Source organism: Providencia sp. PROV255 (assembly GCF_028478065.1).
Classification (GTDB): Bacteria; Pseudomonadota; Gammaproteobacteria; order Enterobacterales; family Enterobacteriaceae; genus Providencia; species Providencia rettgeri.
This window is the reverse complement of the sequence record NZ_JAMPMI010000001.1, coordinates 217,399-231,034: the sequence shown is the minus strand read 5'-3', so window position 1 is coordinate 231,034 and position 13,636 is coordinate 217,399. Positions and strand designations below refer to the sequence as shown.

The window sequence follows — 13,636 nt, the reverse complement described above, 5'->3', positions numbered from 1 at the left end:
ACAGGTACAGCAGAGTGATACTGTACCTGTTTTATTGGTTTTCAGATGGTTTTTGATGAATTAATTTCTCATCAGTAAATATAAGGTTTCACCATCACGCAATACTTTCATGGCTAATACCGGAGGTTTAGCATCGATAATCTTACGGAATTGTTCAATCGTCTCAACACGAGCGTCATTGACACCAAAGATTAAATCGCCTTTTACTAGGCCAATGGCAGCCGCCGGTGATTTAGGCGCGACGCTATCAACTTGAACACCTTTGGTGTTGCTTACCGTTGCATTCGAAATCGTTGCACCTAATAAAGATTCACTCAATTTTTCGGCTTTAGTTGCAGAGCCTTCGTCGTTCTCGAGAACCACTTTGACTTCCATTGGTTTACCTGAGCGAATCAAGCCAATAGTAATTTCTTTACCAATTTGGCTAGTACCGATTTTAGCTCTTAACTCTGCAAAGCTATTAATACGTTTACCATCAACAGAGACTAAAACGTCACCGGATTTAATGCCTGCTTTAGCTGCGGATGATTTAGGTAAAACTTCGCTCACGAAAGCGCCACGCTGTGCATCAATATTGAATGCTTTAGCGATATCGGAGTTCATTTCAGTACCTTTGATACCTAAGATCCCGCGTTTTACTTCACCATGCTTAATTAACTGCTCGCTAAGGTTTTTAGCCATATTACTTGGGATCGCGAAGCCGATACCGATATTACCGCCGCCAGGTGCTAAGATTGCGGTATTGATACCGATTAATTCACCGTTTAGGTTAACGAGTGCGCCGCCAGAGTTACCACGGTTAATGGAAGCATCGGTCTGGATAAAGTTTTCTAGACCTTCAAGGTTCAAACCGCTACGGCCTAATGCGGAGATAATGCCTGATGTCGCTGTTTGCCCTAAACCAAATGGGTTACCGACGGCAACCGCAAAATCACCCACACGTAATTTGTCGGAGTCTGCAATACTAACAGCTGTTAAGTTTTTGATATCTTTTGCATTACTGATTTTCAATAACGCGATATCTGTTTGCGGGTCTTTACCAATTAAGTTAACGGCAATTTCACGGCCATCATTTAATTGAATTTGAATTTTGTCAGCGCCATCAATAACATGGTTATTGGTTAAAATATAACCTTGCTGAGCATCAATAATGACCCCCGAACCTAAGCCTTCAAATGGACGTACGCTTTGTTGCTGTTGTGGTACATTTGGGCCAAAAAAGAATTTAAGTTCTTCTGGAATTTGCTGGTTTTGTACGCGCGTACCCGACACGTGAATATTAACTACAGCAGGCAATACTTTTTCAAGCATTGGAGCTAAGCTAGGCATGTTCTGGCTTTGTGCTGTTGCAGGTAAAGTTGCAGGTAATGCTGCGCTACTTACGGCAGGGATAGCCGCTAAAGATAAACCTAAACTCATTGCTACCGCGGTAAGAAAAAAGTTTTTTCTTTTCATAATTTAGTCGATTCTCTCAAGAATAAATTATCAACTCATTGTAGATACAATTTTAGAATAAACACAATGCGTTGAGATAATATTGGTTGGTATCAGATTCAATTTTACTGATGACTATGACTACCGATTATGCGCAAAAGTTCCCCTTACGGGTAGCGAATATCCACTCTTTTACATCTATTTACATGCAACTTAAGTGAAACCATAACTTCTATACAGTAGGTAAATAAATTATTAATTTATATTTGGATGGAAATCTTGTTCAGAATTATTAAATAAAAATTTAATCATGAAAGATACACGGAAAGCGACTAAATTTAGTGTATTTGGTAGAAAATCACCAGTAAGTGGTGCTTACTGGTGATAAAAGATAAAAACTTACTTCTCTTTCTCTTCGATAGGCCTGAAAAGACCCGATGCACCATCTGAGTAATCTCTTGGTGGCATTTTAACTGGCGCTTGATCGTTATCTGCTTCAGATTCGGTTAAACGATAGTTAAATGGGTTGTCTTGCGCTGGCATATCAGGCATTAATTCAGACGAACTTTGTGCCATGTGTTGATAAAGCTGACGGTAATCACGCGCCATTTTATCCAATAATTCTGCGCTACGAGCAAAATGGCTCACAAGCTCTTTACGGTACTCTTCAAGTTCAGTACTTTTTTTGTCTAGCTCAGCCTGCGCTGTTTTTTGCTGGCGAAGCTTTGGGTTGCCATAGCGCACAACTAATGCACCGATGATAAAACCCACAATCAATCCGATTAATGCATACTCCCAGGTCATGCTGACTCCTTCATTACTTCAATGTTCACAGATTCAATGTTCGCAGAAACGTAGTGTTGTTACCGTTACTATACCTTAAATAATTCAAGTTGCATGTAAGCGTCAAGTAAAGCGTCTTAACATATTGTAATTTGACTAGTTAAGTGATGACAAAATCGACAAGCTTTGAATTAGACAGGCTAAATTAGTCAACAACTTATTAAGATATTAAGAGTGGAATCTTAAATCGAATTTCCTTACTCTATAGCGGCTCGTTAACCGAAAGTTAAATGATAACTGAATCTGGTTATAATAAAGGCAGTGTATATCAAATAACGGTAAAAAAACCGAAAAATTTTTAAGGATTATTCAGTTAATGTCGCCGATGACCCCTATAATGCGTTATCAACAAGCGCTAGCTGATGGAAACTATCAGCCAGATGACGTACAAAAGCTCGCTGTAGAACGCCTAGATAAAATATATCAGCAGCTTGTTGATGCAACCTCTTCCACTTTACAAGATAAGCCTTCAGGTTTAAAGCAGCGCTTTAACCGCCTTCTAGGTAAAACGTCAACAGTACCGGTTGTCCCCATACAAGGGCTATATATGTGGGGCGGGGTGGGGCGTGGAAAGACGTGGCTAATGGATATGTTTTATGAAAGTTTACCGGGTACGCGTAAACTTCGCTTACATTTTCATCGCTTTATGAAAAAAGTACAAGAAGATTTGATGGCACTGCAAGGGCAAGAGAACCCACTAGATATCATTGCGGATGAGTTTAAAAAACAAACAGATGTCTTGTGTTTTGATGAATTTTTTGTGTCAGATATTACAGACGCTATGATCCTAGGCACTTTACTAGAAGGGCTCTTTGCTCGGGGCATCACTCTTGTCGCCACTTCAAATATCATCCCTGATAATCTTTATCGAAATGGCTTGCAGCGGGCACGTTTTTTACCTGCGATTGAGCAAATTAAAAAATACTGTGATGTGATGAATGTCGATGCAGGTATTGATTACCGTTTAAGAACTTTAACGCAAGCACATTTATTTTTATCGCCAATTAACCATGAAAACCGACAACATCTTGATGAGGTGTTTGTGAAATTGGCAGGAAAAGAAGGTGAGGTGAACCCTGTTTTAGAGGTTAACCACCGAAAAATGCCCGTTATCCGTGCTGCAGAAGGTGTTCTTGCGATAGGCTTCAAAGTATTGTGTGAGGAGCCTCGTAGTCAAAATGACTATATTTACCTGTCCAACTGTTATCACACCGTCTTACTGTACGATGTACCTGTGATGGGAACCAACGATGAAAACCCGGCTCGGCGGTTTTTAGCGTTAATTGATGAGTTTTACGAACGAAAAGTTAAATTAGTGATTAACGCTGAAGTGCCAATGGAATCGCTGTATCAGGGGCAATTGTTAGCATTCGAATACCAACGTTGCTTATCTCGATTGCAAGAAATGCAAAGTGAAGAGTACCTGAAAATACCGCATTTAACTTAAGGTTAACGATAAAACCGAGTTGTTAGCGAACAAATCATCTAAATCGCATAATTTAAATACAAGATGCGATGTTTATTTGAGCAAACGTAAAAAAAATGCATTTGGGGTCGATTTTTGTTTCTGACTTCTCTATAATCTTGCGACCCCACGTTACAGCGTTGTTTTTTATTTCCCAAAAAATAACGCATTAATGCCAGTTAGGCTGCTCGAAGGGGTAGGTTTACTGGACAAAGAGTCGTGTGAACCTCAGAAAGCTTATGAACATGAGTGTTCACCAACGTGTAACTTCAATATTGGGTAAGTTTTAATGAAAACTTTTACAGCTAAACCAGAGACCGTAAAACGCGACTGGTACGTTGTTGATGCAGATGGCAAAACTTTAGGCCGTCTTGCAACTGAAATTGCTAGCCGTCTGCGCGGTAAGCATAAAGCGGAATATACTCCGCACGTGGATACTGGTGATTACATCATCGTTCTGAATGCAGAAAAAATTGCTGTTACCGGCAATAAACGCGAAGACAAAATCTACTATCGCCATACTGGCCATGTAGGTGGAATCAAGCAAGCAACTTTCGAAGAAATGATTGCTCGCAGTCCTGAGCGTGTGCTTGAAATCGCGGTTAAAGGCATGTTGCCAAAAGGACCTCTGGGTCGTGCAATGTACCGTAAACTGAAAGTTTACGCAGGTAATGAGCACAACCACGCGGCTCAACAACCGCAAGTTCTTGACATTTAATCGGGATTATAGCAATGGCTGAAAATCAATACTACGGCACTGGTCGCCGCAAAAGCTCATCTGCTCGTGTCTTTATTAAGCCGGGTAGCGGTAACATCACAATCAATCAACGTACACTGGAACAATACTTTGGTCGCGAAACTGCGCGCATGGTAGTTCGTCAGCCGTTAGAATTGGTTGAAATGTTGGAAAAACTGGATCTGTACATCACTGTTAAAGGTGGTGGTATTTCAGGTCAGGCAGGCGCAATCCGTCACGGTATTACACGTGCACTGATGGCTTATGATGAGACTCTTCGTTCTGATCTGCGTAAAGCTGGTTTCGTTACCCGTGATGCGCGTTCTGTTGAACGTAAAAAAGTGGGTCTGCGCAAAGCACGTCGTCGTCCACAGTTCTCCAAACGTTAATTTATTACCCTTTGGGTATAAAATTGATGAAAAAACCCGTCTTATGGCGGGTTTTTTATTGCCTATTGTTTTACTTACATTTTTATTATTTATGACAGGTAACAGTGTCTAATTATGACTCTTTATAAAAGAACGAATATAATCTAAAGTTAAACATCATAATTTAGTCTAAAATAATCACTAGTGAGCGATACTGAGATACTTTAATTAAACATAGTCCAAACTATAGAGTTAACTTTAAGGTTTTTATTCTGTATTTTTTGTTTTTATATTGTCATAACTCTAAATTTTTTACTATTTTATCCTTAAAATGAAATAAATCTATGATTTTTTCGATGTAGCCCCCCTAAGTTGTACAAAATCTGTTAGAATACGCCCCTGTTTTTTTATTTCGCATTTCTCGCCTTTACTGTGCGGGAGGGTTGTGTTGACTTCCAATATGGATAAATGAAAGTTAAACACAGGGGATTTTAAAATGGGTAATGGGTAATTAAAAATTAATTACATTTCGTCCATTTTGTATTTTGGAGGTTTTAATGGCTGTCGCTCCTAATAAACGCTCGGTAATGACATTGTTCTCTGGCCCTACTGACATTTTTAGCCATCAGGTACGGATTGTTCTGGCTGAAAAAGGGGTAAGTGTTGAAATTGAACATGTTGAACCCGGTCATCTGCCTCAAGATCTGATCGATCTCAACCCATACCAGAGTGTTCCAACATTAGTCGATCGTGACCTGACTCTCTATGACCCACACATTATCATGGAATATCTTGATGAGCGTTTTCCTCATCCACCATTAATGCCTGTTTACCCAGTTGCACGTGGGACGAGTCGTCAATTGATGCACCGTATTCAAAGCGATTGGTATTCATTAATGAGCAAAATAGAGAACGGTAGTGCGCAAGAGGCAGCAAATGCCCGCCGTCAACTATCTGAAGAGCTGATCGCGGTTTCACCTGTTTTTGCTGAAATGGAATTCTTCATGAGCGAAGAATTTAGTCTCGTAGATTGCTATTTAGCGCCGTTACTATGGCGTTTACCTGTACTTGGTATTGAATTGAACCCATCTAGTAGCAAATACTTGCAGTTGTATATGCAACGTGTATTTGCACGTGACGCATTTTTAGCATCGTTGACTGAATCTGAGCGCGAAATGCGTTTGTCTACAAGAGGCTAAAAGAATGATGGAAATGACAGCAATGTCACCACGTCGCCCTTATTTGTTACGCGCTCACTATGAGTGGTTGCTCGATAACGATATGACTCCGCATTTGGTGGTTGATGTCACCGTTCCTGCTGTTAACGTTCCTATGGAATTTGCTCGTGATGGGCAAATTGTATTGAATGTTGCGCCAAGAGCTGTTGGTAATTTTGAAATAACCAATGAAGAAGTGCGTTTTAATGCTCGCTTTGGTGGAATACCTCGCCAAGTTTATGTCCCAATGGCCGCAATTATGGCGGTATATGCACGTGAAAATGGGGCTGGAATGATGTTTGAGCCTGAAGCTGCGTATGATGCAGAGTTATCAGCAGGTTTTGAACAAGTTGAAGAGCTTGAAGACAACATTGCTTTAGTTCATGAAGCTGAATCTGTGGATGAAAATTCACATGAGCCATCAGATGATGAGCCACCGCGGCCACCAAAAGGTCGGCCTTCATTAAGGATTGTCAAATAATCCATTGGTCAGGTTAACAGTATATTAATCAACAGAGGGCAAAACCCTCTGTTTTTTTATATCAATGAGAAATTAAACTTCTAGAAATAATAAAATACCTTCGGCAGCATTACGCCCATCAGCAACAGCAGTCACAACAAGATCTGAGCCTCTGATTATATCCCCTCCGGCAAATACTTTTTCATGAGAAGTTTGAAACGGAAATCGGCTATTACGGTTTGCTAAAATATGACCATACTTATCACGCTTAATTAACGGTTTTTCTAACCAAGTTTGGTTATGAGGGGCAAATCCATAAGCGACAATTATGGTGTCGGTTTCGATAAAAAAGGTTGAATCTTCAAGTAGTTCTACTTGATAACGACCATTTTCTAATTCGCCATTTTGTGTACGAGTGGCATAAACGCCTATAAGTTGTTGCTGCTCATTAACGACAAATTCAGTGACTTGTATATTAAAATGGAACTGAGTGCCTTCTTCTAACGCATTGGCGACTTCTTTTTGTGAGGCTGGCATACTTTGTTCATCTCTACGATAGAGACAGCTAACCTGCTTTGCGCCTTGACGAATAGCGGTACGTACACAATCCATCGCGGTATCTCCACCTCCTAATACGATAACTCTTTTTGAGTGTAAATTAACATAGGGTTCGTTTTTAGAGATGGGAAGTTGCATTAAATGGCGTGTATTTGCGATTAGATAGGGAAGTGCTTCAAAAACGCCCTGAATCGATTTTTTAGGTAAGTTGCCTCGAATTGCTTGGTAAGTACCTGTACCAATAAAAATGGCGTCATAACTGCAAAGAAGCTCATCTAGAGAGACATCTATACCTACCTCGATATTTAATTGAAATTGAATGCCCATTTCTGTAAATATTTCCCGTCGTTGGATCATCAGTTCCTTTTCTAGCTTAAATGACGGAATACCAAAGGTTAGTAGCCCACCTATTTCAGGGTGCTTATCAAAAACGACGACATTTACACCATTACGAATAAGCACATCGGCGCAAGAAAGACCCGCCGGGCCTGCGCCAACAATGGCGACACGTTTGTTAACGGGGCTAATATGGGAAAGGTTTGGGCGCCACCCCATCGCAAAAGCAGTATCATTAATATACCGCTCAATATGACCGATAGTGATAGAACCAGTTGTATCATTAAGTACACATGCTAATTCGCACAGTTTTTCTTGTGGGCAAACACGCCCACAAATTTCAGGTAAACTATTGGTATGATGAGATAATTCAGCAGCTTCGATAATTTTTCCTTCAGCAGCAAGCCTGAGCCACTTTGATATTGGATTATGTAGTGGGCACCTCCATTCACAAAATGGGCTACCACAAGATAGACAGCGGCTCGCTTGCTGTTGTGCATCGACGGCATTATCGGGCGCATAGATTTCAGTAAACGCTATTTTGCGGATTACCAGCGCTTTTTTGGGCGGCTCGCAACGTTGGGAACCGAAAATATTTGAATTCATGGCATTCCTTACTGAATTTTGTCTGATTTTACTTGAGATAGCAGGGGCTTTTTCTTTGATTTTAGCGGTCTTGCCCAAGGAACAATAGCGTTATTGTTTTGATTTTTATGTAATTATGATTAAAAACTATCCAAGGTAAATTTTTACTTTATCTAACACAAAGAAAATACCTGATTGTTTTTTATCATTAATAGTAAAAAATGGCTATTGAATGAGCGGGATCGACATTTCGAGTGAATAATCATCCGAAACTGCCTTGTTTGATATATGATTCAAAGAGAATTTAACTAAGGGGTGGTTATGAAAGTACTTCGCGGCCTTGCGCAATACTATGTCGATTTAATGATGAAGCTCGGGTTAGTGCGTTTTTCCCTATTACTCGCATCGGCACTGGTTGTTCTCGCCATGATAATGCAAATGGCAGTGACAATTTTTTTAAGAGGGCATGTTGATAGCCTCGATATGGTCGGGTCAATTTTCTTTGGGTTAATCATCACTCCGTTAGCCGTTTATTTTTTGTCCGTGGTGGTTGAGCAACTTGAGGAATCTCGGCAGCGTTTATCGCGAATGGTTGATAAACTTGAAGTTATGAGAAAGCGTGATGCTGATTTAAACACTCAATTACAGGGAAATATTGAACAGCTTAACCTTGAAATTCAAGAGCGAGAAAAGGCTGAGCGTGCTCATTTAGAGCTCCTTGAACAATTAAAGCAAGAAATGAAATATCGTGAGCAAACACAAATTGAACTTGAGCAGCAATCTGTTTTACTTCGTTCATTTCTTGATGCCTCACCTGACTTGGTTTATTACCGCAACGAAAATAATGAGTTTTCAGGTTGTAACCGGGCAATGGAACTGTTGACTGGAAAAAGTGAAAAACACTTAGTTGGGCTAACTCCGTTAGATATTTATGATGTTGAAATTGCCTCTAAGGTTATGGAAACCGATGAAAAAGTTTTTCGTCATAATGTTTCTCTTACCTATGAGCAATGGTTGGTATATCCAGACGGCCGTAAAGCCTGTTTTGAACTCCGTAAAGTGCCTTTTTATGATCGAGTTGGCAAACGACATGGTCTGATGGGCTTTGGGCGCGATATAACGGAACGTAAACGCTACCAGGAGGCGTTAGAGAACGCGAGTAGGGAGAAAACCACCTTTATTTCTACAATCAGCCACGAGCTTCGTACACCCCTTAACGGCATTGTTGGCTTGAGCCGGATTTTATTAGACACAGATTTAACTTCGGAACAATCTAGCTATTTAAAAACGATCCATGTAAGTGCGGTTACATTGGGTAATATATTCAATGATATTATAGAGATGGACAAAATTGAGCGTCGCAAGGTTCAGTTAGATAACCAACCAATCACATTATCTGAATTTGTGAATGATTTAGAGAATTTAAGTGGGTTATTAGTGCAGCCGAAAGGGCTTAAATTTGTCATGGATGTCGCTCCTGCATTACCAAAAACGGTGTTAACTGATGGGACCCGTTTGCGGCAGATATTGTGGAATTTAATTGGTAACGCAGTTAAGTTTACGCAAAAAGGTGAAGTGAAGCTTAGTATTTGGCAAGAAGCTGAAAATAAACTGTTTTTCAGGGTTCAGGATAGTGGCATAGGTATCCCTAGGGATGAGCTAGATAAAATCTTTGCAATGTATTATCAAGTGACAGATTCTGCTGGCGGTAAACCGGCTACTGGAACGGGGATTGGGCTTTCTGTATCTCGTCGTTTAGCACAAAATATGGGCGGCGATATTCAAGTTGAAAGTGAAATAGGGCAAGGCTCTACTTTTACTTTATCCATTACAGCGCCTGTGGTTGAAAGTGATGTTGTTGAACAGCAAGAGAGTGAAGACGATTACCCATTGCCTGCATTACATATTTTACTCGTAGAAGATATCGAACTGAATGTCGTTGTTGCCTGTTCTGTATTAGAAAATTTAGGTAATACCGTTGATGTGGCAATGAATGGTAAAGATGCCCTCGAGATGTTTGCTCCTGGTGAATATGATTTAGTGTTATTGGATATCCAATTACCTGATATGACAGGCCTTGATATTTCTAGGAAACTCAAACAGCAGTACGATAAGCAAGATTTACCACCATTAATTGCATTAACTGCAAATGTTCTGAAAGACAAAAAAGAATACTTTGATGCAGGTATGGATGGTGTATTGAGTAAGCCATTATCAGTTCCAGCACTGACCCAGGTTATTGAACAATTTTGGGGGGATCAATCCTTGCGACCTGAAGAAGCACCGAGTAAGCATGAGGCTTCAAGTGTTGATGAATCCAAATTAGATTGCGATATGCTAGAGCAGTATATTGAATTAGTTGGCCCTAAGCTTATTTATGACGGGCTAGATGTCTTTGAAAAAATGCTTCCAGGCTACTTAGCTATTCTTGATTCGAACATGGTGGCTAAAGACCAAAAAGGCATTGTGGAGGAAGCCCATAAAATCAAAGGAGCGGCAGGTTCTGTTGGCTTAAAGAACTTACAGAAAATCGCACAACAGATTCAATCTCCTGATTTACCAGCATGGTGGGACAATGTGCAGGAATGGGTGGATGAATTAAAACAGGATTGGAAAGCAGATATAGAAACTTTGAGAAACTGGGTTGATCAGCGTACAAAAAAATAACCCCAACCGAAGTTGGGGTGCGCGAATACTGCGCCAACACCAGGGAAATCATTGATTTGCATATTTTTTTTGTATTTTGCAAATCATTAAATTAGGTATATCACTGTAAAGGGCAACATCAAGATACCAAAATTTTGCGAATCTGTTACAAGATTCATTAAAATCTGTGATGAAGATTGATGTTTGTGCACCTTAGCGCCTGAGAGATAATTTACTACAAATGGAGGAAGATATGAAATCAATTGCGGTTATTTTAAGTGGCTGTGGTGTTTTTGATGGAAGTGAGATCCATGAGTCAGTATTAACTATGCTAGCTTTGAGCCAAAATAATGCTGAAGTTCATTTTTTTGCGCCTGATGATTCTCAATCTACTGTTATTAATCATATTAATGGTGAGTTAAAATCAGAAAAACGTAACCAAATGGAAGAGTCTGCACGCATTACACGTGGAAAAATATCGCCTTTATCCTTAGCTGATGCTTCAAAGCTGGATGCCCTCATAATTCCTGGTGGTTTTGGTGTGGCAAAAAATTTATGTGATTTCGCCGTTAAAGGAAGTGAGTGTGAAATTAATAAAGAACTATTAAGTTTAGTACGCCAAATGCACCAACAAAAAAAGCCGCTAGGGCTGATGTGTATTGCTCCTGTGATGCTTCCTAAAATGTTAAATACATCAGTAGTACTAACTATTGGTGATGATAGTGAAACGATTGCTCAAATAGAACTTATGGGTGGGAAACATATTAAATGTGCTGTTGATGATATTGTAATTGATGAAGTTAACCGAGTTGTTACAACACCTGCTTATATGCTGGCTCAATCAATTTCTGAAGCAAATACGGGTATTAATAAGCTTGTTAAGAAAGTATTGGAAATGGCGTGATTATTTGAATGCGAACTATTGTTTCTAAATTATGGCACTGGTTAAAGAAGATCACATTTTCATTACTTGTGGTGTGGATTTGTTCAGTCGTTTTATTTAAATACATACCAGTGCCTTTTTCTGCAGTGATGATTGAACGACAAATCACTGCATGGATAAACTTAAATTTTTCTTATGTATCTCATTCTGAATGGGTAGATGAAAATCACATTTCTCCGTATATTTATTTAGCAGTAATTGCTGCGGAAGATCAAAATTTTCCTCATCACTGGGGTTTTGACCTTGATGCAATAGAGCGTGCTTACAAACACAACTTGAGTAATAAACAAACAATTAGAGGGGCTTCAACGATCTCGCAGCAAACAGTGAAAAACTTGTGGTTATGGGATGGAAGAAGCTGGTTAAGAAAGGGGCTGGAGACAGTAATGACTCCTATTATGGAGCTCTTATGGTCAAAGCAAAGAGTATTGACAGTTTACCTTAATATAGTTGAGTTTGGTGATGGTGTTTTTGGTGTAGAAGAGGCTGCAAATAAATTCTTTAATAAGCCGGCTAGCAAGCTTTCAATGAATGAAGCAGCACTATTAGCAGCAGTTTTACCTAATCCTCATAGGTATAGCGTGAAAAACCCATCTTCTTATGTTCTCAAAAGGCAGGCTTGGATCTTGAATCAAATGCACTTATTAGGAGGTAAGAATTATCTGAAAATAAACCAATTAGTGGATGAATAAGAAAAAAGCCATGGTTTTTAACCCACGGCTTTTGTTTTTATAACAATATATTATTGTTTATGATTAATTAAGATAAGTGAAAGCGGTCGTAACTCGACGAACACCGTCTGTTTCACTAGCAATTTTTGCCGCTGCATCACCTTCTTGCCTTGTTAAAACACCTAGCAAGAAAACCTCACCGTTTTCAGTAATGACTTTTACACTACCAGATTTAACGCTATCACTAGCAAGAATTTTCGATTTCACTTTGGTTGTTAACCAAGTGTCCTTTGAAGCCGTACCCAAATCAACGGGCTCACCGCTACGAACTTCATTATAGACTGCGATGGTGCCATCAACGTTAGAGGCGATTTGTTTTGCTCGTTCAGCCCAAGCCATATCAGGACTTTGGCCAGTTAACAGGACATTACCTTTATAAGCGGTCGCAATGATACGAGCCTTACCTGTGATTTCCTTATCTTTATTCAGCTGCCCACTAACTCGAGCTTCTAAAGTTCCATCGTCAACTTGCTGGCCAACGCTGCGAGGATCTGTGGCACTTTTCGTTGCAACAGCAGCAGAACCTACGACTGCAGCCCCAATACAGCCTTGTAATAAAACAGTACTGATGACTATGGCAAAAATCGGTATTAATCGCATTTTGTCTCCTTAATCGTCCTGATGTGGGAAAAGAGTATTGTCTATAAGGTCACACAGACAATTTACAGTAAGAAGATGAACTTCTTGAATTCGAACACTTCGTTGGGATGGTATGCGGATTTCAACATCTTGAGGACCCAGTAAGCCAGCGAGTTCCCCTCCGTCATAACCTGTTAAGGCGACAATTGTCATGTCTCTAGTCACCGCAGCTTCAACGGCCTTAATAATATCACTACTATTACCATGGGTTGAAATCGCCATCAAAACATCACCATGTTGCCCTAATGCTCTAACTTGTTTCGCATAAATTTCAGAAGGTTGCTTACTACCTGAAATCGCAGTTAGCACGGCATTATCGGTATTAAGCGCTAAGGCGGGTAAGCTAGGGCGCTCAGTTTCAAAGCGATGGATCATACTCGCAGCAAAACGTTGTGCGGTAGCGGCGGAAGCACCGTTACCACAACATAGAATTTTGTTGCCATTGAGTAAAGATTGAACCATCATCATTGCGGCTCTTGATATGGCATCAGGCAGCGCTTCAGCCGCTGCTATTTGAGTTTGGATGCTTTCAGTGAAACAAACTTTTATTCGGTCTAGCACGAGTTTTTCCTTTGTCGCCTCGATATAATTCAAATCATTTTTGTGTCGCTATTATATTTGAATTATAGCTTTGTTGACTGCATGATCAGTATATAAAGCTGATTATCACATTTG

At 39.9% G+C, this 13,636-nt stretch carries 13 protein-coding genes; 8 read left to right on the top strand and 5 right to left on the bottom strand.

The window, feature by feature from the left end; translation table 11 throughout:
* Positions 1–60 precede the first annotated feature (60 nt).
* Positions 61–1,455: a Do family serine endopeptidase gene (locus tag PR725_RS01060; RefSeq protein WP_004908295.1), complete on the bottom strand. Its 1,395-nt coding sequence runs from the start codon at positions 1,453–1,455 to the stop codon at positions 61–63.
* A 378-nt stretch (positions 1,456–1,833) separates the two neighbouring features.
* Positions 1,834–2,238: a Z-ring associated protein ZapG gene (gene zapG / locus PR725_RS01055; RefSeq protein WP_004908297.1), complete on the bottom strand. Its 405-nt coding sequence runs from the start codon at positions 2,236–2,238 to the stop codon at positions 1,834–1,836.
* A gap of 355 nt (positions 2,239–2,593) precedes the next feature.
* Between zapG and zapE the strand changes: the two genes are divergently transcribed.
* From zapE to sspB, 5 genes are all read left to right on the top strand, one after another.
* Positions 2,594–3,724 carry a cell division protein ZapE gene (gene zapE / locus PR725_RS01050; RefSeq protein ID WP_117162555.1) on the top strand — a complete coding sequence of 377 codons (1,131 nt, stop codon included), beginning with the start codon at positions 2,594–2,596 and terminating at the stop codon, positions 3,722–3,724.
* A 307-nt stretch (positions 3,725–4,031) separates the two neighbouring features.
* Positions 4,032–4,460, top strand: a complete 429-nt coding sequence (gene rplM / locus PR725_RS01045) for a 50S ribosomal protein L13 (RefSeq protein ID WP_004258237.1) — start codon at positions 4,032–4,034, stop codon at positions 4,458–4,460.
* Positions 4,461–4,474: 14 nt separating this feature from the next.
* Positions 4,475–4,867: a 30S ribosomal protein S9 gene (gene rpsI, locus PR725_RS01040; protein ID WP_004258235.1), complete on the top strand. Its 393-nt coding sequence runs from the start codon at positions 4,475–4,477 to the stop codon at positions 4,865–4,867.
* Positions 4,868–5,403: 536 nt separating this feature from the next.
* On the top strand, positions 5,404–6,045 hold the full coding sequence (gene sspA, locus PR725_RS01035; protein ID WP_004908304.1) for a stringent starvation protein SspA: 642 nt from the start codon (positions 5,404–5,406) through the stop codon (positions 6,043–6,045).
* A 7-nt stretch (positions 6,046–6,052) separates the two neighbouring features.
* Positions 6,053–6,544 (top strand): ClpXP protease specificity-enhancing factor, encoded by a 492-nt coding sequence (gene sspB / locus PR725_RS01030; protein WP_004908309.1) that lies wholly within the window; start codon positions 6,053–6,055, stop codon positions 6,542–6,544.
* A gap of 72 nt (positions 6,545–6,616) precedes the next feature.
* On the opposite strand, the gene PR725_RS01025 is transcribed toward sspB, so the two are convergent.
* Positions 6,617–8,023 carry an FAD-dependent oxidoreductase gene (locus tag PR725_RS01025; RefSeq protein WP_272567166.1) on the bottom strand — a complete coding sequence of 469 codons (1,407 nt, stop codon included), beginning with the start codon at positions 8,021–8,023 and terminating at the stop codon, positions 6,617–6,619.
* 300 nt (positions 8,024–8,323) lie between these two features.
* Here PR725_RS01025 and arcB point away from each other — a divergent pair, with 300 nt between their 5' ends.
* From arcB to mtgA, 3 genes are all read left to right on the top strand, one after another.
* Positions 8,324–10,669 (top strand): aerobic respiration two-component sensor histidine kinase ArcB, encoded by a 2,346-nt coding sequence (arcB, locus tag PR725_RS01020; RefSeq protein ID WP_004908312.1) that lies wholly within the window; start codon positions 8,324–8,326, stop codon positions 10,667–10,669.
* A 232-nt stretch (positions 10,670–10,901) separates the two neighbouring features.
* Positions 10,902–11,552: an isoprenoid biosynthesis glyoxalase ElbB gene (gene elbB / locus PR725_RS01015; protein WP_109911688.1), complete on the top strand. Its 651-nt coding sequence runs from the start codon at positions 10,902–10,904 to the stop codon at positions 11,550–11,552.
* Between the two features lie 8 nt (positions 11,553–11,560).
* On the top strand, positions 11,561–12,283 hold the full coding sequence (mtgA, locus tag PR725_RS01010) for a monofunctional biosynthetic peptidoglycan transglycosylase (protein ID WP_004908320.1): 723 nt from the start codon (positions 11,561–11,563) through the stop codon (positions 12,281–12,283).
* A 63-nt stretch (positions 12,284–12,346) separates the two neighbouring features.
* Here the strand turns inward: mtgA and dolP are convergent, their stop codons facing one another.
* Positions 12,347–12,922, bottom strand: coding sequence for a division/outer membrane stress-associated lipid-binding lipoprotein (gene dolP, locus PR725_RS01005; protein ID WP_109911689.1), 576 nt, complete (start codon positions 12,920–12,922; stop codon positions 12,347–12,349).
* Between the two features lie 9 nt (positions 12,923–12,931).
* On the bottom strand, positions 12,932–13,522 hold the full coding sequence (gene diaA, locus PR725_RS01000) for a DnaA initiator-associating protein DiaA (protein ID WP_004908326.1): 591 nt from the start codon (positions 13,520–13,522) through the stop codon (positions 12,932–12,934).
* Positions 13,523–13,636: the final 114 nt, after the last annotated feature.